This window comes from Undibacterium sp. Ji50W, assembly GCF_049340445.1.
Classification (GTDB): Bacteria; Pseudomonadota; Gammaproteobacteria; order Burkholderiales; family Burkholderiaceae_D; genus Undibacterium.
In genome coordinates this window covers 204380-229549 of the sequence record NZ_JBMPOX010000005.1, presented here as the reverse complement: position 1 = coordinate 229549, position 25170 = coordinate 204380, and the positions used below count along the sequence as shown (strand labels likewise).

At 53.4% G+C, this 25170-nt stretch carries 20 protein-coding genes; 9 read left to right on the top strand and 11 right to left on the bottom strand.

The window, feature by feature from the left end:
• Nucleotides 1-93: 93 nt before the first annotated feature.
• The 5 genes from ACO0K9_RS10985 to ACO0K9_RS10965 form a co-directional block, all read right to left on the bottom strand.
• On the bottom strand, nt 94-576 hold the full coding sequence (locus ACO0K9_RS10985) for an SRPBCC family protein (protein WP_422984714.1): 483 nt from the start codon (nt 574-576) through the stop codon (nt 94-96).
• A gap of 93 nt (nt 577-669) precedes the next feature.
• Nucleotides 670-1035: a response regulator gene (locus ACO0K9_RS10980; protein WP_422984712.1), complete on the bottom strand. Its 366-nt coding sequence runs from the start codon at nt 1033-1035 to the stop codon at nt 670-672.
• Between the two features lies 1 nt (nt 1036).
• Nucleotides 1037-4192 carry a response regulator gene (locus ACO0K9_RS10975; protein ID WP_422984710.1) on the bottom strand — a complete coding sequence of 1052 codons (3156 nt, stop codon included), beginning with the start codon at nt 4190-4192 and terminating at the stop codon, nt 1037-1039.
• A 63-nt stretch (nt 4193-4255) separates the two neighbouring features.
• Nucleotides 4256-5050, bottom strand: a complete 795-nt coding sequence (locus tag ACO0K9_RS10970) for a hypothetical protein (RefSeq protein WP_422984708.1) — start codon at nt 5048-5050, stop codon at nt 4256-4258.
• Nucleotides 5043-6104: a response regulator gene (locus tag ACO0K9_RS10965; protein WP_422984706.1), complete on the bottom strand. Its 1062-nt coding sequence runs from the start codon at nt 6102-6104 to the stop codon at nt 5043-5045. Before ACO0K9_RS10965 ends, ACO0K9_RS10970 begins: the two co-directional genes overlap by 8 nt.
• A gap of 237 nt (nt 6105-6341) precedes the next feature.
• Here ACO0K9_RS10965 and ACO0K9_RS10960 point away from each other — a divergent pair, with 237 nt between their 5' ends.
• From ACO0K9_RS10960 to ACO0K9_RS10945, 4 genes are all read left to right on the top strand, one after another.
• Complete coding sequence (locus ACO0K9_RS10960; protein WP_422984704.1) at nt 6342-8372, top strand: UvrD-helicase domain-containing protein; 2031 nt, start codon at nt 6342-6344, stop codon at nt 8370-8372.
• A gap of 295 nt (nt 8373-8667) precedes the next feature.
• Entirely contained in the window at nt 8668-9447 is a 780-nt protein-coding gene (locus tag ACO0K9_RS10955) for a substrate-binding periplasmic protein (protein ID WP_422984702.1), read from the top strand.
• Between the two features lie 27 nt (nt 9448-9474).
• Complete coding sequence (locus ACO0K9_RS10950) at nt 9475-10101, top strand: pyridoxamine 5'-phosphate oxidase family protein (protein WP_422984700.1); 627 nt, start codon at nt 9475-9477, stop codon at nt 10099-10101.
• A 91-nt stretch (nt 10102-10192) separates the two neighbouring features.
• Complete coding sequence (locus ACO0K9_RS10945) at nt 10193-11116, top strand: TraB/GumN family protein (RefSeq protein WP_422984698.1); 924 nt, start codon at nt 10193-10195, stop codon at nt 11114-11116.
• A gap of 92 nt (nt 11117-11208) precedes the next feature.
• On the opposite strand, the gene ACO0K9_RS10940 is transcribed toward ACO0K9_RS10945, so the two are convergent.
• Entirely contained in the window at nt 11209-11490 is a 282-nt protein-coding gene (locus ACO0K9_RS10940) for a response regulator (protein ID WP_422984696.1), read from the bottom strand.
• A gap of 202 nt (nt 11491-11692) precedes the next feature.
• Here ACO0K9_RS10940 and ACO0K9_RS10935 point away from each other — a divergent pair, with 202 nt between their 5' ends.
• Nucleotides 11693-12112, top strand: coding sequence for a hypothetical protein (locus ACO0K9_RS10935; protein ID WP_422984694.1), 420 nt, complete (start codon nt 11693-11695; stop codon nt 12110-12112).
• Nucleotides 12113-12148: 36 nt separating this feature from the next.
• Here ACO0K9_RS10935 and ACO0K9_RS10930 read toward each other — a convergent pair whose 3' ends face one another.
• Nucleotides 12149-12943 carry a substrate-binding periplasmic protein gene (locus ACO0K9_RS10930; protein ID WP_422984692.1) on the bottom strand — a complete coding sequence of 265 codons (795 nt, stop codon included), beginning with the start codon at nt 12941-12943 and terminating at the stop codon, nt 12149-12151.
• A gap of 206 nt (nt 12944-13149) precedes the next feature.
• Here ACO0K9_RS10930 and ACO0K9_RS10925 point away from each other — a divergent pair, with 206 nt between their 5' ends.
• Nucleotides 13150-14286, top strand: a complete 1137-nt coding sequence (locus tag ACO0K9_RS10925; protein ID WP_422984690.1) for an acyltransferase family protein — start codon at nt 13150-13152, stop codon at nt 14284-14286.
• 110 nt (nt 14287-14396) lie between these two features.
• Here the strand turns inward: ACO0K9_RS10925 and ACO0K9_RS10920 are convergent, their stop codons facing one another.
• Nucleotides 14397-15596, bottom strand: a complete 1200-nt coding sequence (locus ACO0K9_RS10920; RefSeq protein ID WP_422984688.1) for a GIN domain-containing protein — start codon at nt 15594-15596, stop codon at nt 14397-14399.
• Nucleotides 15597-15796: 200 nt separating this feature from the next.
• Between ACO0K9_RS10920 and ACO0K9_RS10915 the strand changes: the two genes are divergently transcribed.
• Nucleotides 15797-16444: a YcbK family protein gene (locus tag ACO0K9_RS10915; protein ID WP_422984686.1), complete on the top strand. Its 648-nt coding sequence runs from the start codon at nt 15797-15799 to the stop codon at nt 16442-16444.
• Nucleotides 16445-16471: 27 nt separating this feature from the next.
• Here ACO0K9_RS10915 and ACO0K9_RS10910 read toward each other — a convergent pair whose 3' ends face one another.
• From ACO0K9_RS10910 to ACO0K9_RS10900, 3 genes are all read right to left on the bottom strand, one after another.
• Nucleotides 16472-19189, bottom strand: coding sequence for a M16 family metallopeptidase (locus ACO0K9_RS10910; RefSeq protein WP_422984684.1), 2718 nt, complete (start codon nt 19187-19189; stop codon nt 16472-16474).
• Between the two features lie 65 nt (nt 19190-19254).
• Entirely contained in the window at nt 19255-22020 is a 2766-nt protein-coding gene (locus tag ACO0K9_RS10905) for a M16 family metallopeptidase (protein ID WP_422984682.1), read from the bottom strand.
• Between the two features lie 197 nt (nt 22021-22217).
• Nucleotides 22218-23048, bottom strand: a complete 831-nt coding sequence (locus ACO0K9_RS10900; protein ID WP_422984680.1) for a D-hexose-6-phosphate mutarotase — start codon at nt 23046-23048, stop codon at nt 22218-22220.
• A gap of 129 nt (nt 23049-23177) precedes the next feature.
• On the opposite strand from ACO0K9_RS10900, the gene ACO0K9_RS10895 reads away from it, so the two are divergent.
• Complete coding sequence (locus ACO0K9_RS10895) at nt 23178-23567, top strand: SirB2 family protein (protein ID WP_422984678.1); 390 nt, start codon at nt 23178-23180, stop codon at nt 23565-23567.
• Nucleotides 23568-23587: 20 nt separating this feature from the next.
• Complete coding sequence (locus tag ACO0K9_RS10890) at nt 23588-25153, top strand: amidase (protein WP_422984676.1); 1566 nt, start codon at nt 23588-23590, stop codon at nt 25151-25153.
• Nucleotides 25154-25170: the final 17 nt, after the last annotated feature.

The window sequence follows — 25170 nt, the reverse complement described above, 5'->3', positions numbered from 1 at the left end:
AAAGAAGAGCAAGGCGGCATTATCCCAGAGTTTTGCCGTCAATCGCCATTTGGATTGACGGTCTTGGCGGTGTTGCCGATGTTGCCATTCAACTCAGGACGGCAAGGCATCCAGCCTGCCGGCTTCTGCCAGCTCGCGGATGATGCGTACGGTTTCGACGTCGGCTTCGTGATAGGCCGATTTGCGATATTCGTCATACATATCATTTTCGGCATCGTGCTGCGCACTCTGGCCATTGTCATAGCTGAAACGCACGAACAGCGCCTGTGGCTGCGGTTCTTCTATACTCATGCGCAGGGTGGAATGCGGGATTTCTTTCTGCGCCGCCACATCGTAATGCACATGTTCCAGATGCACGAAACTGACACGGTCCGTGACTTCCAGCTCACCATACTTCAGCGTACGCGTCATGCCAGCTTCGGTACGCTCCATGATCAGGGCGTCGTCCAGGTAAGACACAAACATTCTTGGCATTTCTGCCCTTAATACCAGGCCGCGCCACAATTGCTCGCGGGTGATGACTTCTATCATGGGATTGCTCAGATCATTGATTTCTACCAAATGCTCAAATTTCATGGGACACCTTTTTTCAGTAACCCATAGTTTACCTCGCCTGCCCGGCGTTGTAAGCAAATTCTACGTCGGAGCACTTGCCAGGATGATAGCAAGCTAACTACTCAGGACCTTGTTTACCAGATCCATGAATTGCTGGTAACGGATGGGTTTTGCCATATAGGCATCGCAACCCGCTGCCATGAAGCGTTCTTTGTCACCATGCATGGAAAATGCCGTCAATGCCATGATACGGATATGCGCGGTAACGGCATCATTCCTGAGCAGGCGCACTGCTGTCATGCCGTCAATGCCGGGCAATTGCATATCCATCAAGATCAAGTCCGGCAACTGTTCTTTTGCATAACGCAGGCCCACTTCTGCATCAGCGGCTTGCAATACCTCGTGACCGGCATTGTTGAGCAGAAAGGAGGCCAGTTTCATATTGACAGGATTGTCTTCCACGATCAGTACGCGTGCCATGTCATTTTCCTCTGCCGGCCATGGCACGTCTGACTTCGCCGATGAAACGACCATGATTGAATTCGGATTTTTCCATTACTTTTTTTACATCGCCGTTCAGGCGTAGTTTGTCTTCAGTGGTGATTTGTTTGGCTGTCAATATCATAACGGGAATTCCGGCGGTGCTGGCATCTGCTTTCAAGGCTTCAACCACGTCAAAGCCGTTGACTTCGGGCATCATCAAATCCAGTACGATCAGGTCAGGCTGGGCGCGACGGGCTGTATGTATGCCTTCCTGGCCACCCAGGGCAGACAGGGTACGGTAACCGAAACTGTCGAGGTAGGTTGTAATCAGTTGTATCGCCTTGGGGTCATCATCAATGATCAGCGCACTTAACTGCCGCCCGCTGCTGCGCGATGCAAATCCCAGTTGCGCCAGGGCCGCATTCATGGTTTCCCTTGATACCGGTTTTTGCATGACCTGCGCTGCTCCCAGTGACATGCCACGGCCACGGTCAGCCACGATAGAAATAATCACCACCGGTACCGATGCAAACCGGGTGTCCAGTTTAAAGCGCTGCAAGAATTCCCAGCCATCCATGCCCGGCAACAAAATATCCAGGGTGATCAGGTCAGGGCATTCCTGTTCAGCCAGGGCCAGGGCACTTTCTGCCGAACTGGCCCGCACAACGCGAAAGCCTTCGCTTTCCAGTTGCAGGCGCAATACTTCAGCGGCCTGGTCATCATCTTCTATCACCAGTGCCAGCAGCGTACCGCTGGTATCGGCCGCCGGGGCCGGAATACTGCTATGGCTGACCGGCATGGACGCGTTGCCGACAATCGCTTCCACCTGAGCGGCAGTACGCAAAGGCAAGAGTACCGTGAAAGTGGAACCCTGGTCTGGTTCACTATGCAGTGTCACGCTGCCGCCATGCAATTCTGCCATGCGCTTGACCAGGGCCAGGCCCAGTCCGGTACCTTGATGGCGGCGTGCCAGGCTGCTGTCTATCTGGGTAAATGGCCGGAACAGGCGCGTCTGCTCTTCCGCCGACATGCCTATGCCAGTATCGCTGACGCTGATTTCAAGATAATGTTCATACCGTCCGCCCGCGATCTTCACGCCATCGACGCGGCGAGCAGCAATGCTGACTTTGCCGCCTTCAGGCGTAAACTTGACGGCATTCGATAACAGGTTATAGATGATCTGTTTGATCTTGACTTCATCCAGCCAGGCTTCACCCAGGTTTTCCTGTACTTCTGCACTCAGTTGCAGTCCCTGGATCAGGGCCTGTTCACGCACGATTTGCAGGCTGGACTGCACCAGCGGCGCGACGCTGACGGCTTCGAAATTCACATTCATTTTTCCGGCCTCGATCTTGGACAGGTCAAGAATGTCATTGATCAGGCTCAGCAGGTGCTTGCCACTATTGAAAATATCATTGATGCCTTCGCTTTGCCGGGTATTCATTTCTCCCATCAGGCCATCCCTGAGTATTTCTGAAAAACCGATGATGGCATTCAGAGGGGTACGCAATTCATGCGACATATTCGCCAGGAATTCGGATTTCATCAGGCTGGCTTGTTCTAGTTGCTGATTTTTAGCCGCAATTTCTTCACTGCTGATGCGCAGGCGATCAGCCAGCAATTTCAGGTCGTTATACTGACGCAGATTGTGCAGGGCGACACCCAGCTGTATCACCAGTTTTTCCAGAAACGCCTGGTCGCTGTCGATCAGCCTGGTGGTCGCCGCCAGCACCAGCACTGCCAGACGGCGCTCCTGATAAGTGACCGGCACCATCAACACCTGGGTCGGCGCGAAATCTGCCAGCCCGACCTCCAGCTTCAGGTAGCTAATATCCAGGAAATTGGTTTTTCCGCTCAGGGCTGCCTGACCCAGCAAGCCTTCGCCCAGCGCGAATTGACGTGGCACCTCGCGGCCCAGGCCATGCCCTGCTTCACAGCGGAACACGGCATTCCATTCATCAAATCCATACAAGGCAGATACGGCGAAACCATGGCGTCCGGCCAGCAGGTCCAGCAGGCCGGAAAAAATTTTCTCACGGTCAAAGCTGGTGGCAAACAGGTTTTGCGCCTGTACCAGGGTGTCGTCATAGTGGGCGGCAGCCCTTAACTTGCGCTCAGTATGGATAAAGTCGGTGACATCCACATTCACCGCCAGACCACCGACGATGCGACCGCTGTCGTCACGCAAAGGGGAGGTATTATTTGAAATGGTTTTACGGCTGCCATCAAAGCAGCGTATGTCTGCCAGTTCGTTCAAAATGGTTTCACCGTTTTGCAGGGTGCGTGCCAGCGCCCATTCATCTGCCGCGATGCGTTTGCCGCTATCTGGCCACCAGCCTACGTATTCGCCATATTGGTCCATGCTTACATGACGCGCACCGCCCCAGATTTTTTCGCCATACTGATTGATCTGGGTCAGCAAGCCGTTGCGATCTGAAATGAACACACCCACCGGCAAGATATTCAGTATCTGCTTGAGTAGCGATTCACTATCGTGAACGGCTTTTTCGGCAGCCGAGCGATGTTTGACATCAATCCTGATTTGTTGCCACAGCAAGAACCAACCCAGCAAAGTGATTACCACCATCAACGTGCCGACATTGCGCGCCTGCACTGCACTCTGTTCGGCCTGTCGGCTGCGCTGACTGAGCAATACCTGTTCTTCCTGTTCCATTTGCCTGATTTGTTCCAGCAGGCTCTCCATGATGATGCGTGGTGTCCCACCTATCAGTCTTTGCCGCGCGGCTTCAAAACCGGCTTCCTTATACAGGCGCAAGGTCTGGTCCAGGGTGGTCAGGCGTTCATTCAGTCTTTGTGCCAGGACTTTCCCTTGCAATTGCTGGCGTGGATTGTCTGCCGTCAGCTCAGTGATTTTTTTCATGGCAGCCTGTGCCTGTATGGTCTGCGCTTCGCGCTGGCCGATGAAGGAGGCATCACCGGTAATCAGATACAGTCTTTGCACGCTTTCCATTTCCAGCACACCTGATTTCATGTCATCCAGCGCACCCATGACCAGATAGGTATGTTCTACCCAGTAGGAGTTGTTGCGGTATTCCTGCAAGGCGCGATACAGTTGCCATCCGGCTATCAGCAGCAATATCAGGCCAAGGCCCAGACCAGTGACCAACCTGAATTCTGTACTGAATTTTTTCATGTGGTTCTTCCTGTGGAACTTGATATTGTCACTGCATGACCGCTATGAAGCTGATACAGAATGCTATGTATCCGGTGGACGTCCAAGGCTGGGTTCAGGAGCGAAAGCGATCAGGGTACCGGCAGTCAGTTCCAGCACGAAATAGTCCACTCTGCGATTGATGGCAGTGCGGTGTTGCAGGCGCTGACGGCGCGGGGCATGCGGCGCGTCCTGCAAGGCAGCGGGCAAGTGCGCCAGGCTTATACCGGGTTCTGCCGGGGTTTCTTCCATCTCCTGCAAAAACCGCCGTGCCGGTGCATTCGACAGGCTGACACAGTCATTCACCAATAGCAATGCACCTACCGGCAAATGATGTATGGCATCCGCTGCCATATCCTTGTGGATGGAATGCATGAGTGCATCCAGCACACGGAAAGCATGGGCACCTTCCGCATTGGCCAGTATGCCCTGGTATTCGCGCAGCAAACGTTGCTGTTCCTGTTGTTGTACCGCATGTTCCAGTGCCTGTCTGACCGTGCCCAGCAATTCTGCATCGCTAACAGGTTTAATCAACAGGCGGTAAGGTCTGGCCCGATTCAGCACCTGCAATACTTGCGGATGTTCAGGATGAGCGGTCAGGATCAGGCTGACCATATCGCCATCTGTTTCATGCATGTCCTGCATGAAATTAGCCACACCTGCGTCTGCCGGTTCCGCAATGAGCAAGCTGATGCGCTGCTCTGCCATCACACGGCGGGCTTGTGCGGGGCCGGCGGCGATGCAGAGCCGCTGTGGCAAAGCATGTAGCAAGATCGCCAGCCTGGCTTGCAAGGCAGGGTCGGCATCGATCAACAAAATACCCGGAGTATGCTCAGGCATCGTCATGTTGGTCATAAATGGCGGCAAAGCGATCGCCCTGGGCGACGAAACAGGCCAGCACGACGGGGTCAAAATGACCGGGTTCAGTTCGCCCATCACCATGGGCGATGATGGCCATGCTGCGCTGGTGGTCAAAGGCCGGCTTGTAAGGGCGACGGCTGCGCAGCGCATCATACACATCGCAGATTTGCATGACACGCGCAGCGATGGGAATGGCGGCGCCTTTCAAGCCATTCGGATAGCCGGTGCCATCCCAGCGTTCATGGTGATTGAGAGCGATTTCTGCCCCCATCTCTGTATACGGAGAGCCGCCGCTGGATAAAATACTGGCACCCAGCGCACAATGGGTGCGCATGATATTCCATTCATCCATGGTGAAACTGCCGGGTTTTAACAGTACGTGATCAGGGATGCCTATTTTGCCGATGTCATGCATGGGACTGGACTGGAAGATGGCATCGTGGAATTCCAGTGGCAAATTCATCGCCTGGGCCAACACCTGGCAGTAATAGCTGATACGGCGCACATGGTGGCCGGTTTCTTCATCCTTGTGTTCGGCTGCCCGCACCAGGGTAAATACTGTTTCGCGGTAGGCATCTTCCAGCTGGTTGGTGCGCTGTTTTACCTGTTGTTCCAGCAACTGGTTATGGTCATTCAGAAAATCACCATATTCCTTCAGCCTGAGCAAATTACGCACCCGCACATTGAGGTCGGCGCGGTCTATGGGCTTGGACAGAAATTCTTCGGCTCCCGCCTCCAGGGCGCGCAGTTTCGAATGGCGGTCATCCAGTGCAGTCAGCATGATGACGGGTACGTGTTGGGTCGCACTATGGGCTTTCAGCGCGGTGACAGTTTCAAAACCATCCATGCCGGGCATCATGATATCCATCAATATCAGGTCTGGCGGCGCGTTGACCGCCATTGCCAGGGCGTCGCGCCCGTTGCTGGCCGATGCCGTGGCATAGCCTTCTGACTGCAACAACACCTGCAATAGTTTGACGTTTCTTTCTTCGTCATCAACGATAAGGATACGAGCTGATTTTAACTCTTTCATAAAATGCATCCCTCCTGCGTTGAGAATAGTCTTGGCTTATGTAATTGTCTAGTGTTAACACTATTGTTAACAAAATTTTTACTTTTTTACTAACAACTTGATAGCCATTTCCATTATTGGGCTGTCGCCGGGAATCGATTGCTACTCAGGCTGATACTCTGAAGAAGGCAGGAATTGCCTGCACTCAAGTTACAATAGCACTTGAAAGTTTTTCCGGATGTGCTCCGCCTGCCAGTTATGTCTCATGGTCTGAATACCCCCCAGCGCAATGCAGTCAATTATATGGATGGTCCTTGCCTGGTGCTGGCAGGGGCCGGTTCGGGCAAGACGCGCGTCATCACCCAGAAAATCGTCAATCTGATCGAGCTGCATGGCTATGACCCAAGACATATCGCCGCCCTGACTTTTACCAACAAGGCCGCGCTGGAAATGCAGGAGCGCATCGGTAAATTGCTGGCAGAACCGCGCCAGGCCAAGCAACTGACGGTATCCACCTTTCACTCGCTGGGGGTGAAAATACTGCGCCAGGAAGCGCAGGCCCTGGGCTTGAAAGACCGCTTTTCCATCATGGATAGCGATGATTGTTTTTCCCTGGTGCAAGATCTGGCAATCACCACCGACAAGCAGTTGATACGCCGCATACAGACTGCCATGTCGCTATGGAAAAATGGCCTGGTCGATCCCGAACTGGCATTGAAACAGGCGCAGGATGAAGATGAAGCCATCGCGGCCCGGGTTTATCGCAGCTATGTTGCCACCCTGTCGGCCTATCAGGCGGTGGATTTTGATGACCTGATACGACTGCCGGTAGAATTGTTTCGCAGCAATGAACAGGTAAGGGACAAATGGCAACGCCGACTGCGCTATCTGCTGGTGGATGAATACCAGGACACCAATACCTGCCAGTATGAACTGGTCAAACTGCTGGTGACCGGCATCGGCAAGAAACCCATGTTTACCGCAGTGGGCGACGATGACCAGGCGATTTATGCCTGGCGTGGTGCCACCATAGAAAACCTGAAGACCCTGCAAGTCGATTTTCCTGACCTGGAAATCATCAAGCTGGAACAAAATTACCGTTCCAGCACCCGCATCCTGCAGGCAGCCAATGCCGTCATCGGCAACAATCCCAAGCTGTTTGAAAAAGCGCTGTGGTCAGAACATGGCCTGGGTGACCCGGTCAAGGTGCTGGGCATGCAGGATGATGAACAAGAGGCAGAGCAGGTCGCCATCATGATCTCAGCCCACAGATTCGAGCGCCAGGCCAAGTATTCCGATTACGCCATCCTGTATCGCGGCAATCACCAGGCGCGCGTGATCGAACAGGCGCTGCGGCGTGAACGCATCCCATATACGATATCCGGTGGGCAGAGCTTCTTTGACCGCGCCGAAATCAAGGACATCATTGCCTACCTGCGCCTGATCGCCAATGAAGATGATGACCCGGCCTTCATTCGCGCCATCACCACCCCCAAACGTGGGGTCGGCCTGGCCACGCTAGAAGTACTGGGCGAATTTGCTGGCCAATGGCAATGCTCGCTGTTTGCCGCAGTCTTCAAAGGTGGTATAGAAGCCAAGCTGCCTGACAAACAGTTACGGCCATTAAGAAATTTCTGTAGCTTTATCAACCAGGTCGAAGCCCATGCCCACCGCGAAGGCCATGCCACCGAACTGCTGGATGACCTGATGAAGGAAATCAATTACGAAGGCTATCTCTACGACAGTTTTGAAGACCGTGCGGCGCAAGGCAAATGGCAAAACGTGCTCGACTTTACCCAGTGGCTGAAAACCAAGGGCAGCGGCGGCAAGGATGGCAGCGATGATCACCGCAGCCTGCTTGACCTGACCCAGATGGTAGCGCTGATGACCATGATGGAAGGCAAGGATGAAGAACCCGATGCCGTGCGCATGTCCACCCTGCATGCTTCCAAGGGGCTGGAATATCCGCATGTGTTCCTGGTCGGTGTGGAAGAAGGCATTTTGCCGCACAAGGGCGACCCGGATGCGCCGGTAGAGACCATGGCTGCCCGCATAGAAGAAGAACGTCGTCTCATGTATGTGGGTATCACCCGCGCCCAGCGCAGCTTGCATATCACCTGGTGCAAAAAACGCAAACGCGCCGGTGCCCCGGTGCACTGCGATGTCTCACGCTTCATCAAGGAAATGAAACTGGATGAAGGTATCGCCTTGCCAACGGAAACCGAGGTGCTGACACCCAAGGAACGTCTGGCAGGTCTGAAGGCCCTATTGAATAAGCCACGGGAATAAACCTCGGGAATAAGCCAGGAGAACAAACGCACCGTAAAATTGCGTAAGAACCTTTTACGATCTTACTGCGCGTGCGTGATCGGGGCTCATGCGCTGCTCAAAATGCTCATGTACTTAGAGTACATTCCGCTTTTTGCGCTGCTCTTCACCCCGCCGACGCTCGCTCGCTACAGATCGTAAACACGTTCTAAGAAATCGCTGCCCTAAAAAGGTGAAAATGTTAGTATTACTTACCGGGTAAGGATGATGCACTGTTGCAAGTGTTGTGAGCTTGCCATTTTTGCGGAAGTGATTTATGCATCGTTGTCTGATTTTGCTCTTCTTCATTTTGTTTGCGCCACTCACTCAAGCGGCTGGAAAATGTGAACGCATGGTGATTTCGGCAGACCCTGCCTACCCACCCCTGCATTGGCATGATGGTAAAAATTTCCATGGTGCCAGCATAGACATTGCCATCCGCATCATGAAAGATCTGGGCATACCGTATGAAGTGCGTTATCTGGGCCCCTGGAAACGGGTCTTGAATGCAGCACAAAACGGCGGCATAGACCTGATCGCCACCCTCAAAACCACGCCGGAACGTACCAGTTTTTTACTCTTCAGCGATCTGGTGCTGGTTAATCCTGTGGCTGCCTTTGTCAGGAATGGCAATGCCTTCCCTTACAACAAATGGGATGATTTGATTCCTTATCGTGGCGGCATCGCCCGTGGCAACCGTTTTGGCCGGCCATTCGATGATTTCATGGATGGTCGTTTGGCCATCAACGAAGTGGATAACCTGGAAACGGCACTCAAGATGTTGCAGGCCAGGCGCTTTGATTATGTCATCACCGGTTATCATTCCGGCATGGCGTATATGGCGTCGGGCAAACTGGACGACAAGCTGGTACCGTTGACTCCCTACCTGATCGAGACCGCGAATTTACTGGGTTTTGTCGCCAGCAGCCCGTGTGCCGTTTATCTGCCGGCAGTGAACAAGCAACTGCAAAAACTGCAAAAAGAAGGCTATATAGAACGCATCCTGCTGCAGGCCAGGGAAGAATGGCGTCTCGCCCCTTACCTGGGGAAAAACTGAGCTGCCTTACACCACCATTTACCTACCATGACAATCACGCCATCCCATCTCATCACCACTGCAGAGCAACTCGCCGGGCTTTTCGATACCGTCGGCGAGGCTTCGCTGAAAAAGGAAATCAGCTATCTTCATCCGCATTACCAGGCGATGATAGCGGCTTCACCATTCGCCATCCTGGCCACCCATGGTGCAGATGGCATGGATGCATCACCCCGTGGCGATGCCCCCGGTTTTATCGTGGCAGAAGACCAGCACACCCTGTTGCTACCCGAGCGCCGTGGCAACAACCGTATCGACAGCCTGCGCAATATCTTGCATGACCCGCAGGTGGCGCTGCTGTTTCTGATTCCCGGCCTGGGCGAAACCCTGCGTGTGAATGGCAGTGCCAGCATTTCTGTTGATCCGCAGTTGCTGGATAAACTGTCCGTGGATGGCAAAGCGCCAAAATGCGTGATACGCATACAGGTGGAATGCGTGTTTTTTCAGTGCGCCCGCGCAATTTTGCGTTCGCAATTATGGCAACGTGCAGGCGCAGAGCGTCCGGCGGGCATACCCAGCGCCGGCACCATCCTGGCGAGCCTGAGCAATGCAGCCATTGATGGTGAAAAATATGATGTGGAATTACCTGCCCGCCAGCGCGCAACTCTTTATTAGGACTTACTGGTCGCGAACACATTTCTGCTATCCTGTGCCGCGTTGACACGTGGCACAAGGTCCCATTTTCTCTTTTTACGGAACATCCATAATGAATTTCAAAACTTCCTTTACCCGTCTCGCTGCCCGCTATCTTGGTATCGTCGGCCTGAGTCTGGTCTGTGCTGGCGTCAATGTCCCAGCCCAGGCCCAGACTGCCAAAGAAGACCCGGCCAAAGGTGTGCTGTGGGAAGTGAAGTCGGCTGGCAATACCGCGTATTTGTTTGGCTCCATCCATCTTGCCAAGGCCAGTTTCTACCCTTTGCCAGAAGCAGTGGAAAATGCCTACAAACAGGCCGATACCCTGGTTGTTGAAGTCGATACCTCTGACCCCAAAGTAGCAGAAAAAGCCATGCCGTTTTTTACTTACGCGGCACCGGACAAGCTGGAAAACCACATCACAAAAAAAACCTGGGAAGACTTGCTAGGCATGGTCGGCGCTGCCAGCACCCAATTGCAGGTATTGAAGCCAAGTATCGTGGCGACGGCACTCAGCGTTGGTGTTTTCAAGCAGCAGGGTTTTGATGCCAGCAAAGGTGTGGACCTGCACTATATGCAAAAGGCGAAGCAGGACAAGAAAGATATCGTCTCACTGGAAACCATGGAATTCCAGGCCAATGTGCTGGCCGGTTTAAGCGATGAAGATGGCGATGCCATGCTGGCACAAACCCTGGACGGCTTGAAGAATGGTGATTTGCTGCGCGAAACCAATGGCATGATCAATGCCTGGAAAGCCGGTGATGCCGAAGCCCTGACCAAGATCCTGCAAGACGCTGCCAGCAAGGATGCCGGTTCGCGCAAGGTCATGAAATTGCTACTGGATGACCGCAATCCCGGCATGGTGGAAAAAATCAGCGGCATGCTGGAAGGCGGCAAGAAACTGTTTGTCGTCGTCGGCGCCGGACATATGAGTGGCCCCAACAGCGTCACTGAATTGTTGCAGAAAAAAGGCTTTGAAGTGAAGCAGATCAAGTAAATCCACGATCAGGTCCAGGGGCCACAAGGTGCCCCCTGGAAATGGCAGTGGCGACGCCAGTAAACAAGAAAAAACAAGAAAAATTTCTTTGCTCAATCGCGCTTAAGATGCCAGGGCTGCAAAGGTATCTCGTCGGGAATCAGGGCATGCAGGCGCTTGTACAGCAAACGCGTTTCCAGCAAATTCGAGATTCTCAATATCGATTCGATAAAGTCGAAAGGCTTGGTCAGGAAATCTTTTGCGCCTAGCGCCAGCGCCCGGTGTTTTGCTTCCGGCATGACATCGGCGGTCAGTACCATGACGGGCCGGAAATCGTTTTTCGGTGTGCACCTGGCCAATTGTTCCAGCACGGCATAGCCATCGAACTCAGGCATCAGTTTTCCTGCCATGGCATGATGCCCTCCATATAAAAAACCGGGTGGCAGATTCCTCTCGCGTAGCATGTTTCTTTTTGTACTGGCAACTTCCCTGTCTGATACTGAATGTGCCTGGCAATTTGTGTCAGAATGCGGCTGTTGGTGCCCATACGCCGTCAAATTAAAATGACAGTTCAGAAAGTAACAAAGAAACAAGATAATGTTTAATGACAATCCGCAACCTGATGCTGTGCCAGACTTGCAAGAGCACCCCTGGGTCTCTCTGGAAACCGCGCTGGATGTCGAAGCATGGATGGATTTGCAACACCGTGAATTACAGCAGGCCCTGGGCAACAAGCCGACCACAGGGCAGGGCATCTGCCTGACTTTATTGCATGGCGGAGAACTGTATCTGCACACCAATTCTGATGGCGATGTCTTGCTGGACCTGACGCCGGAAGCACAGTGGGTGGCCCCGGTATTAAGCGCCGTGACCCAGGCTACAGCGCCACGTGGCCAGGTCTGGTGTCTGCAAGGCCATGTACTGATACAGCTGATGCTGGGATTGAATACCCTGGTTGCCAGCAGCAGGCTGGTGCTGAAGCATCAATACAAAGGGGCGCGCCACAGCATGCAATAGTGCTGGTTGCTACATACCAACTGATGCAACACTACACTAGCGCAATGCGTACACCCTGGCCAGTTCACCTTCCTGATGGGCACGTGCGATGGCGCGGTCGATTTTCTGTATCAAGCCCTGGTCAAGATCAGGCCGGACAGCGATATGAATATCCATGGAAGAAACCGGCTTTGGCAAAATACAAAACAGTTTTTCCTTTGTCTGGTTAGTAGTAAATTGTGTGGCGAATTTCGCCGCATATTGCCGGTTGAGTCGTTTTTCCAATTGGCTGATGTTGTTTGTCGAGCTATACAACAAAAATGCATCCATGCGCCCCAGGTAAAGTTTCTCCAGGCGCCGCGAATTATTGTTGGTATCGTCTTCCACCTTGAACAGCACATTGCTGAGCCGGTCAAATTTGTCGCCGTTGCTGGTGCCACGAACTATGCCTATGGTTTTATCCTTCAGGTCGTCCAGTGACTGAAATACAAATTTGCTATCGCAACGGGTGACCAGCAAGGACAGGTCGGTAAAAATTGGCTGCGAAAACTTGAAACTGCGTAATCTTTCCTGCGTTTTTGATATGCCAAAGATCAGGCCTTCCCCATTTTCCGCGTTTTCCAGTGCACGCTTCCAGGGATAGCGCCGTACGTCAAACGTGATTCCAGAGTGCTGTTCCAGGTAGCGCAACAAGGTCTTGACTGCTGCGGGTATCGGCATCACCTTGCCTTCGTCACTCTGCTCTTCACTCATCAGCAGTACCGCATGCTGGTTGGTCTGGGCATGCACCGGCGCTGCCTGAGACAGACAGGCCAGCAGCAGGCAGACAAATAAACGCAAAAAACAAGGCATGACAATTCTGGTTGCGGATTCGAAACTTATCTTAGCGTAATTTTTTGCCTTGTGACGCGGTCTAGGTAGTTTCCCTGATCATCCCGAAGAGCATTGTTCGGCGTATCACCTCTTTTTGAAAAGAAGACTAGAATTTAATTGCAAAAATAAAAATATTTCCATAAATTAATTGTTAAAATAGACATATTATGAAATGCCATAAAAATATGACTACGAATAACAATAAAGTCCTCTTTGCTGATCAGCTCAGGGGTCTGGCTGCATTGCTGGTGCTGGTTTCACACTGGTTCGGCGTGTACTGGGGAATGAGAGAGGCGGTTTCCTTTTACACTGCGTCGCCGGTTCATGGCGGGGCCAATCCGCTGGCATATGAGCTGGTGTCATTCAATCCCAATTTTGGCCTTGGGCCTTTTGGTGTATCGATATTCTTTCTCATTAGTGGTTTTGTGATCCCTATTTCTCTTGAAAAGAATCGCGCATCCAATTTTCTGATCATGCGATTCTTCAGGATATTTCCCACTTACTGGATCAGCTTGTCCATCGGCCTGTTATTCGTCTATGGTTCCAGTCAATTCTGGGGGCAGGCACTGTATTGGAATACGAAAATCCTGGTGTCCAATATGTTGTTAATCAATGACCTGTTGTTGCTACCAGGCGTTGATCTGGTCAATTGGACGCTGGCGATGGAATTGAAATTTTATCTGGTCGTGGCATGCCTGAGTCCGGTAATCAAAAGGGGAAAAGTTTTTCCGGTGTTTATTTTCTCCGTCTCGGTATTGATATTGAACTGGTGCTTAAACAGCGTGCCCAATGTTTGGACTTCCAATGAATTTGTAGCTGTCGCCAGGATGCTGGCCTCAGAGTTTGTCTACGTCCAGTTCATGCTGGTCGGGCTGTTTTTTTATTATGCGTATCAACAGAAAATTTCGAACAGGGAATTGATTTTCTATGTCTTGCTTCAATTGCTGCTGTTTTCACTGACATGGGGGAATAGCAGTATCCGCGATGAATTCCCGGTCGTGACCCTGATTTATTGGTATGGATTGGTGCTCTTTGCATTGGCCTATGTCTTCAGAAAAAAATTCCGGCAACATGCGGCCATCAATTGGCTGGCTGATATCAGTTTTCCCCTGTACCTGCTGCACTCACTGGTCGGCTATGTGATGATAAAAATAGGGATGTCTTACGGGTTTTCATTCTATGTGGCGATGTTGCTGGCGGCGCTGGTCGTTGGCCTGATTGCCTATGCAATTCACCGCCTGGTAGAAATGCCGACGAATGCGTTTGGAAAAAAGATATCAAACTTGCGGACATCCAGACTAAAGGTCGGTAATGAGCTTTAGTGACTGCGACAACGACCGTCCATGAAAAAAGCGTCCAGCCGCTGTCGCAGGCTGGACGCTTTAGCTGGTGCACTGACAATCAATGGTCAGTGCACCTGTGCGGGCAATTTCTAACTCTCTACGCCGTTGCGGTCTATTTTGACTATTCGTGAGCCGCCGGTTTTTTTGACATTAACTTCTGCTTCACCGGGGCCGGTGACCTTGATGCTGGCGCTGTCGAGCAGCAGTTCGCTGGCGCGCAGGTCGCCACTGCCGCTGACTTTGGCGGTCAGGCTCCTGGCCTTGCCTTTCAGGTTGACCTGTCCCGGGCCTTGCATATTCAGTTCCAGTGCTGCATCGGATTGCAATTCCGCATCAAGATCACCCGAACCCGACATATCTGCCTTCAGGATACCTTGTATGCCACGGAAGCTCTGGTTCGAGGGACCATTGTTGGCGAGGTGCAGATCCTTGATTTTCAGGTTTTCTGCATCCAGGTCGCCGGAACCGCTGGTGGTGACCGTCAAATCACCGACTTCACCTGTCAGCCTGATATCACCAGAACCGCTGGCACGCAGGCTTGCCTGTTCAGCCTTGATGCCCTGGATATTGATATCCCCCGATCCCACCGTTTCCAGTTGCAGGGCCTTGATATTACCCAGCAGACGCACATCGCCCGATCCGTGCTTGATCAGCCTGACGCTGGCTGCCTGCAGATTGTCGACACGCAGATCACCGCTGCCGCTGGAGGTGGTATCCAGCGATTGGCTGACGGTATCCAGGTGTACTTCACCAGAGCCGCGCATTTCCAGCTCAGCCTGGGCGACTTGCAGTTGCTGCATGTCCAGGTCACCGCTGCCGGTGGACACTAGTTTCAGGCTGCCCAGCTTGCCGGTGACCCTGACGTCGCCAGAGCCATGCAGGTTCAGGCTCAATTTGTCGGTTTGCAGATCATGTATATCCATGTCGCCGCTGCCAGAATTGGTGGCCTTGTTCAAACTCGCCGTCGTGATCCTGACGGTACCTGGCTGGTTGCTCCAGGTAAAGTTATAGGATTTGCGCTTGCTGCGTATGATCAAGACCTTGTTTTCCACCACGGTTTCAATTTCTGGCACCAGATTGTCGTCGCCACTGATCACCACACTCGCCTGCGGCGCGTTGGTGACCACCACATCAAAGAAGCTGGAATTTTCTATGGCATTGAATTCAGTCATACTGCGCTGTTCCGTAGTGATCTTGCCGCTGCCCTTGATGGTATCGCCTTTGACACTGATTTCGCAGCCACCCAGCAAGACTGCCAGCAGTGTGAGACATCCTAGTGATTTGATCATGATTTGACGTGATGAAAGAGTTAACAGTTTCCAAGTGTAGTAGGATTTATGCGGTTTTTCACTGCCTATACAGACAGACTGCACATTCCGTGTCATCAAACGCAAATTTGCCCGACGAAGCGTTGCCATATCAGCCAAAACCCGGATTCGGATGTACACTTGACAGCAGTTTCTTTAGGTGCAACCACGACGACACTATGATGCCAAGCCGCCGCCAGCTTTTAAAACAAGGTTTACTGCTCAGTGCCACTGGTTTGATCGGCCAGCCTGGGTTATCGCAGGCAGCGCAGGCAGCCCAGGCTGGGGAAAAATCCACCCAGCTAGCGCCACCACCGGATTTATTTGATTCCCAGGCACTGGATATTGAATTCTGGGTCAAGCCCCGCACCCTGGACCTGATACGACCGGCAACCGGTGAACGCAGCAAAATCCTGTACTGGAAAGACGGTGACGTGCTCGAATCTGCGTATCAGCAACTGTGTCATCTGTTGCGCGACGTGAATGGCAAGCAGACCGCGCCGATTGATCCCAAACTGCTGGAAACCCTGTGGGCTACCCAGGCCTATGTGGCACGCTTCGGTGTCAGCCGGCCACTGGAGATTTTGTCCGGTTACCGCACCCAGGCATCGAATCAGCGCCTGATTGAAGAAGGCGTACCCGCCGCCCGCAAATCCCTGCATATGGAAGGCAAGGCAGCAGATATCCGCATACCGCAGTTGCATGAAGAAATACTGGGGGAATTGATACAGAGTTTCCGCCAGGGGGGCGTTGGTTTCTATTACCGCCAGACTGCGCAAGGCGGCTGGATACATACCGATACCGGTCTGCAAAGAAGCTGGAAAGGTTGATTGCTCCTTCCGGCAAATTCCCGTGGTTTACGGTTTCTGGTTCATCTTTTTGGGGTCCCCCGTGGTCACGATGCTCCACAGGCCGGGTTGCAGATATTTGCGGCAGGCCTGGTTCAACTGTTCCAGCGTCAGGTTTTGAATGGCAGCTTCCCGTTGCGTATACAGAGTAAAATCCTTGCCCTGATGCAAAACGCCGTTCCACAAGCTGGCCAGGCGGCTGTCGTCGGCACGTTGCTGCTGGGTCAGGCGGCCCAGTGCCTGTTTGGCTTTTGCCAGTTCTTCCGGCCTGAAACCGCCGCTTTCCACCGCCCGCAATTCTTCCAGGATGGCGACTTTCAGCTTGTCCACATTGGCTGATGCAGCGGTGGCAATGATTTGCCAACTGGCGGCAGGGTCGTTTGCCTGTGCTTCAATACGCGAGCGCACGTGATAGCTCCAGCCTTCTTTCTGGCGCACCCGCAGGCCCAGTCTTGATTCTGCCGTCATGCCGCCTATCAGGTAGTTGGCCACTTCCAGTGCCGCATAATCGGGATCATTCTGGCTGATGGCCAGATCCAGGCGTCCCATGAAATAGCCATTGTCTTTACCCGGGGTAGGGATGAAGGTATTGAGTGGCAGGCGTTCGATGATACTGGTGTGGGCAAGCTGGAAAGGCGCCTTGCTTTCCCAGCCGGCGAATTGCTGGCGCAGGATGGTCGCGGCTTCATCCACGTCAAAATCACCGACGATGGCCAGGTGACCGTTGGACGCGCCATAAAACTGTTTGTGAAATTCAAGCAGGTCGGCAGGCTTGATGGCATTCAGTTCGGAAATGATTTGCTGGGCGGTTTCTTGCGCCCGTATATCGCCATCCGGGTAGGCATTGAAATGCCTGGCCATTTCATCCATGCCCATTTGCACCGGGTTGCCGCGTTCGCCAAACCATTTTCTCTTTTCCTTCTCGATGATCGTTTGTGCCTGTGCAAACCGGGGTTCTTTCAGGCTCATGACCATCAATTGCAAAGCCTGTTTCAGATGTGCCCTGTCGGTGGTGAACTGGGTCAGGCCGCCACGGATATGCGATTTTTCTCTTTCCGCTTCCAGGGCTTCCTTGCTAAACGGGCCGCTGCCGTGGAGCATGGTCTGGTCGGTCATACGTTCCAACCAGCGCTTGGCAAACAGGGATTGTTCATCCCCCCAGTGCAATGCCAGATCGACACTGACTGCCTGGCCACGGCTGGGCTTGGACAGCAGGGCCACATCCAGGTTACCGATTTTCAGACGCCGGGTCTGTTTCTGGATATTGGCGACGCTGGCATTGAAATCGCTGACCAGTGCATATTCATTGACATGCGAAAAATTCTTCATGACATCGCTGAGGGGCGGTGCCGGTGGGATACTGCTGTCCGGGCTTTTTTCGTCTGACAGCAAGACGCCCACGGTACGGTTTTCACGCACGAAATAGCGTCTTGCCGCATTTTGTACCTGTACCGTCGTCAGTTTGGCGATACGGTCTTTTTCCACGAATAACAAACGCCAGTCACCCAGCGCAATGTATTCAGAAAGCATGGTGCCCATTTTTTCGGCATCATTCATGAGCCTGGAAAAATTGTTGACATACTGGCTTTTGACGAAATCGAGCTCATCCTGACTCAGGTTTTGCTGGCCAAATCCTTCTATGATCTTGATCAGACCTTTGGCGTTTTCATCCGAAGGCGTACCTGCATAACTGTCGGTGGTAAACACGGCCAGCCCGGCTTCTGCATTGCCCTGCATGGAAAAAGAAGGCGCGAAATTGGTGAGGATGATTTCATTGTCTTTGTTGCGCTGCTCACGCCCGGATGACAGCATGCCACCGGCCACTTTCAGGGCCGCATGATCCGGATGCAGGGCAGACGGTTTGTGATAGGCCAGCATAGTAACGTTGTAGCTGGACTTTCTTCTGACGATGACTTGACGTTCGCCCAACTGGGCTGGTTCTATCGTGGGTATCACCGGCAGTGCTGTTTTGGGGGTTGCCAGGTGGCTGAACTTGCGGGCGATCACCTCCAGTGCATGGGCCGCATCAAATTTTCCTGCCACCACCAGCACTGCATTGTCGGGTCTATAGTAGGTGTGGTATAGCTGGCGCAATTGCTCGATGTCAACCTTTGCGATATCACTTTTTTCACCGCCGGTGCTGTGGCCATAGCCATGCCAGTCAAAGGCAACTGCCAGCAAGCGTTTGTTGAGGATTTCGCTCGGGCTGACCTCGCGCATTTCCAGCTCATTGCGCACTACCGTCATTTCCGTATCCAGCTCAGACTGCAAGACCTGGGCATTTTGCATGCGGTCTGCCTCCATCCCCAATACCCAGTCCAGATCCGCTTCATTGGCGTCAAAGTAAGCGATGTAATTGGTGTGGTCGAGGTGGGTAAAGGCATTCCAGCGTACCCCGCGATTACTGAGCTGGTTGGCAATCTGCGGATAATTCTTGCTGCCTTTGCACAGCATATGTTCAAGCAGATGGGCATACCCCGTCTGTCCGATGTTTTCATGTTTGGAACCCGCCATGTACACCATGTTGACCGTAATGGTTGCCTGGGAATTGTCCGGCATCAGCAAGACCTTGAAGCCATTCGGCAAGCGGTATTCGGTAATGCCTTCGACGCTGCTGGCCTGCATGACATTCACCGGCAGAGTGGTAGCAGCATGAGCAGGCGTGTGAGATATCAGCAGGGAAGTTGCTAGTACCAGCGATGTGAGAGTGGTGTTCAAGGCGGCCATATTGAGTACAAATAAAATAAAAAAAACCGGAAATCATCGATTTCCGGTTTCATCACCAGCCAGCTTTATTTGGCTGCTGCTGTTGCTGCTGCTTTCGCCTTGGCTTCATCACCGGCGATGAAGATACTCATCTTCGCCGGGTCTATATAGCGACGGAAAGCTTCATTGACTTGCTCTACAGTCAAGGCCTGTATCTTGTCATCCATGGCTTGTGACCAGCCCCAGTTGCGGTTCAGGTACAGGTTGCTGTTCCAGCCACCAGCCAGAGCGCCGTCACTGGTACGGGCTTGCAGTCGTTGTTGCAGCAGGCCGGATTTGGCTTTGGCCAGTTCTTCAGCGGTGAAGCCATCCTTCAGGGCGCGTTCCAATTCTTCCTTGATGGCGATTTCCAGCTTGGCCAGATTTTGTGGTGCCGCCGTGGCGTTGATGCTGAAGCTGCCGATGCGATCAATTTCACCGACACTCAGGTTGGAACTACCGCCATACGACAGGCCTTCTTTTTGACGGATGCGTTCCAGCAGGCGGGAATTCAGGCCGGCACCACCACCAAAAATATAATTGGCAACGCGCAGGGCAGGGAAATCAGCATCATCGTCCCGCATGCTGAGATTCATGCGGCTCAGATAGATCGCGCTTTCCTTGTCTGGCGTGTTGAAGGTCTTGCGCACCACCTCTACATCACTACGTTTGCCGACCATGCGGGTATACGGGGCTTTGCTGGTCCAGCCATCAAATACCTTGCTGACGATCTGTTTGGTGCTGTCCACATCAAAATCACCGACGATACTCAATTCACCTTTGGAGACGCCATAAAAATCTTGATGGAAAGCCTTGATATCTTCCAGCTTGACCGCACGCAGTTCTTCCAGCGCTTCATCCAGCGTCACGGCGGCGCGCATATCGCCTTTCGGGTAGCTGTTGAAGTGCAGGCCCACGGCGCGGCTGGCAACAGCGACTGGTTCATTGCGCGAAGCTTCCAGTGCGACCAGTGTCCTTTCCAGTGCCTGCTTGAATTCAGTTTCCGGATAATTGGCTTCTTTCAGCACGTGAGCCACCAGCTCCAGCGCCGCCGGCAAGTTCGCCCTGGTGGTCTGGAAGGAATACAGGCCGCCACTCATTTTCAGCTTGGACATTTCATCCGACAACTGCGCCCGTGAATATTTGCTGGTTCCGGTGGCCAGCAAGGAACCGGCGAAACCGGAAATCGTGCCTTTCTTGAACAGGCTCTTTTCATCACCCCAGTGCAGGGACAGTGACACGTTGACGGTTTCGCCACGGGTTTTCTTGGGTAATAGCGCCAGTTGCAGATTGCCCATGGTACTCAATTGCGTGCGCTTGTCGATATTTGCCGGGGCCGGGTCAAACGCTTCGCCGGTCAGGGTGGCTGCCTTGGGTTTGAAGTCTTTCATGACTTCGGCCATGGTCGGTGCCGCAGGCACCTCGGCACGCTGTGGATTGTCTTCCGGGATAAACATGCCTACCGTGCGGTTGTCGCGCACCAGATAGCGTTTGGCAGCGGCCGTCACCTGTTCGGCGCTGACATTGTCGCCATCATCCCTGTCCTTGAACAGATAGCGCCAGTCACCCATGGCGATATATTCGGACATGCTGATGCCTATGGATTCGTGGTTGTTCAAGAGTTTTTCGTAATAATTGGCATTGTTGCGTTTCTGGCGATCCAGTTCATCCTTGGTCGGTGGGCTATTTTTGAAATCTTCTATGCCTGCCAGCAGCGCATCTCTGGCCGCTTCTACCGATTCGCCTTTTTTTACTACCGCACCTATGACGTTGATGCCGGGTTCAACCTGACCCAGGCTGCTGGAAAAGACCTGGACCACCTTGCCGGTTTCCACCAGTTGTTTGTGCAGACGGCCATGTGGTGCCGTGGTCAGGATACTGTTGGCCAAACCCAGGGCATCGCGGTCTTTATGCAGGCCCGCCGGTACTTTGTAGGCAATCATCACCAGTTGTACATCACCCTTGCGGCGCACGACCACACTGCGTTCACCATCCTGTGTTGGTTCCACGGTCCAGAACTGCGGCAGGCTGCGGGTCGGCTTGGCGATCTTGCCGAAAGACGCATTAATCCATTGCAGTACTTTTTCCTGCTCGAACTTGCCGGCTACCATCAGCACCGCATTATCAGGTTGGTAGTAGTTGCGGTAAAAAGCCTGCAGATTTTCTATCTTGACATTTTCGATATCGCTGCGGTTACCGATGGTGGAATTGCCATAGTTGTGCCAGTCATAGGCCACGCTTTGCAGGCGCTTCATCAACACGCTACCAGGCGAGTTTTCACCACCTTCATATTCATTGCGCACGACCGACATTTCTGTGTCCAGGTCTTTTTTGGCAATGAAGGAATTCACCATGCGATCGGCTTCCAGCTCCAGTGCCCATTTCAGGTTGTCGTCACTGGACTGGAACAGTTCAAAGTAGTTGGTGCGGTCAAGCGAGGTGGTGCCGTTCATGCGCATGCCGCGCTTGTTGAATTCTTCCGTGATCTTCGGGTTATTTGGCGTGCCTTTGAACAGCATGTGTTCGAGCAAATGTGCCATCCCGGTTTCACCGTAATTTTCATGTCGCGAACCGACCAGGTAAGTGATGTTGACGGTGACCGTGGGTTTGGTTGCATCCGGCATCAGCAATACCCGCAAACCATTTGGCAAGCGGTATTCGGTAATGCCTTCGACACTGCTGACCTGGCTGACACCCTTGGGCAAACTATCTGCCAGGGCTAGCGGCGCAGTGAACAGGAAGACGCCACCCAAAACCAGTGCGCGCAAAACGGGTTTGAGTGAAAGCTGGATACCGGAGCGGACAGAATGCATAAAATCCTTCAGTCGAAAATAAAAGCAAAAAATAAATGATCCGGCCAGCGCTTCTACACTGGTGGGATCATTTCTGGATGGTAACGATTTTGTACAAGTGATAAATTCAATACAGTCAAAGTCGGCTTGCAACAGGCCAATGCGCGGCAAACCGATAATTGTGACTATGTGTTAAACGGACCGCATTGTCAATTGCTTCATGCACGGATTTCCAGAGTCTGGCTTCCACGCCAGTTTTCACCGGGGGCCAGGTTGACCGGGCGCAATATGCTGGCTGCTTCCACACACAGCATGCGTTGTTCGCCACCGGCTTCCATATCGCCGATGCTGGCCGCAGCGGCACCCGGGTTCCATACCACGGCATCGGCAAAGCCTGCACTGCTGATAAGGGTGGTTTGATGCGGCTGGCGCAATTCCAGACAGGCTGGAACACCCCCATAGATACGGTCGGTTTCTGCACGAATGTGCAGTGCAACATCCTTATCCAGGCAATGGTCCTTGCCGGTGACCGTGTCGCGGTAATGCAAGCCGTGCAGGCCGTGCAGGCTGACCTGGTTGATATCCCTGACCGCCAGATAGGTGTGCAAGGCGCTGCAAAAGCTGAAGTAAGTGTCGCCGGTGTTTTGTATCTCCAGCGTCATCTGCAGGATATTGCCATGCAGGGTAAAGCGCAGTACCGCACGGAATACATGCGGCCATATCGTCAGGCGGGCAATATTTTCCTTCAGCTCATACACGGCCTGGGCCGCACCGGTATCAACAGAGCTGGATTCAACTGCGCCAGCTTCCAGCAGACGCCATTCCGAAGTACGGGCAAAACCATGCTTGGGCAAGGTGCCCAGATTGGAAAACTGGGGAAACACCACCGGCACGCCACCACGTATGGCAATCCCTTCCTTGAATTCTGAACGACTGCTCATGAATAATTGTTCGGACCCACTAGCAGGTATCCATGAACATAAATGCGCACCCTGGCTGGCAATTCTTGCTTTGGCACCATCTTTTGACTGCAGGTCGAGGAAATTCATCAAGTCGGGCTTTCTGGTTGAATAGTGATAGCCTGAAGTTTAATGGATTTTGCCAGTTGCTTGTCAGCATCCACCTTTGCTGGCTTTCGGGTAGTATTGCAGGCACAAAAACGCCAATGAGGTTTATCTATGGATATGCTGCCCAGCTATCTTGCCATTAAACATTTGCATATGACTTGTGCTGCCCTGAGTGGCAGTTTGTTTTTGTTGCGTGGTATCTGGATGTTGCGTTCTTCATCGATGCTGGCGCGACGCTGGGTCAGGATACTGCCGCATGTGATTGATACCGTCTTGCTGGCTAGCGCGTTGACCCTGGCGATGTGGAGCGGGCAATACCCGTTCCGCCAGGATTGGCTGACTGCAAAATTGCTGGCGCTGATTCTGTACATCGTGCTTGGTACCATCGCCCTGAAACGCGGCAAGACGCCTGCCATCAGGGCCGTGGCTTTGGTGGCAGCTTTGTCGGTGTTCGTCTATATTGTCAGCGTTGCACTGACGCGCCAGGTTTTTCCCTGGTGAATGAGAAGAGGAATCAATTGATGAGATCCCGATTGCGTAAGTTCTATCTGAGTTTGAATCTGGCGCGGGCTTGTGCCTTGCCATTGTTGCTGGTACACACTGCGCAAACAGCGGCAGCCAGTGATGAATTGAGCGTACTGGCACAAGAGCTGCGCCAAGGGAAAATCACGGCACAAGAAGTGCTGGCAAGCTATCAAGCCAAAATCCAGTTAACCAACCCCTTGCTACAGGCAGTCATGACCATCAACCCGCAGGCTCAGACGGATGCGATAGCGATAGATCAGCAGGGGCCGCGCCGTGGCAGCCTGGCTGGGCTACCCATCTTGCTGAAGGACAATATCGATGCCAGGGGCATGGTGACCACGGCGGGTTCGCTGGCGCTGGCAGATAATCTGGTGCAAAAAGATGCATCCGTGGTGGCGCGCCTGCGGGCTGCCGGGGTCATCATTGCCGGCAAAGCCAATTTGAGTGAATGGGCGAATTTGCGTTCCAACCTGTCCAGCAGCGGCTGGAGTAGCGCCGGTGGACAGACCCGCAATCCGTATGCACCACAGAGCAGCCCTTGCGGATCAAGTTCGGGTTCTGGTGCAGCGGTGGCGGCGCGCCTGATACCGGCGGCGATAGGTACTGAAACCGATGGTTCCATTGTCTGCCCGGCATCGGTGAATGGCCTGGTGGGGTTAAAGCCTACCGTTGGCCTGGTCAGTCGTAGCGGCATCGTGCCACTCAGCCATAGCCAGGACACGGCAGGACCGATGACACTGACGGTACGTGATGCTGCCATGCTGCTGAATGCCATGGCCGGTAGTGACGTGCATGACCCGACGACACTGCAGGCGGACCGCCGTCGCAGCAAGGACTATACGGCAGGCTTGAAGACCAGCGCGCTGCAGGGTGTGCGGCTGGGCATAGTGCGCAAGATGGTCGATGGTTACGATGCCGAAACCCGCGCCCTGTTTGAGCGCAGCCTGGCAATACTGATTGCGCATGGTGCCACCATCGTTGACCAGATAGACCTGCCTTATCTGGAAGAACTGGACAAGGATGAATTGACCGTTTTGCTGTATGAATTCAAGGCTGACCTTAACACCTATCTGGCCGCTACACCGGCGGCAGTCAAGACCCGCACTATGGCTGATGTGATTGCCTTCAACAAGCAGCATGCCGCTACTGTCATGCCACATTTTGGCCAGGAATTGATGGAACAGGCGCAAGCCACGCCGGGTTTGCAGGATGCCGCTTATCGGCAGGCCGCAGCCCGCATCAAATCAAGGGCAGGCAAGCAGGGGATTGATGCGGTGTTGAAAAAATACCGGCTGGCGGCGCTGATCGCCCCCACCACCGGCACCGCCTGGGCCATTGACTATAAGCTTGGGGACGTGGTCGCCGGCAGTGCCAGCACTCCGGCGGCGGTTGCCGGTTATCCGCACCTGACCGTACCCATGGGCCTGGTGCGGGGTTTGCCGGTGGGGCTGTCCCTGTTCGCCGGTGCCTGGAGCGACGCCAGGCTGCTGAACATGGGCTATGCCTTCGAGCAGGCCAGGCCGGCTTTACCGGCACCGGCCATGCTGCAGCCGCCCCCCTGACCAGGTAAATCACCAGA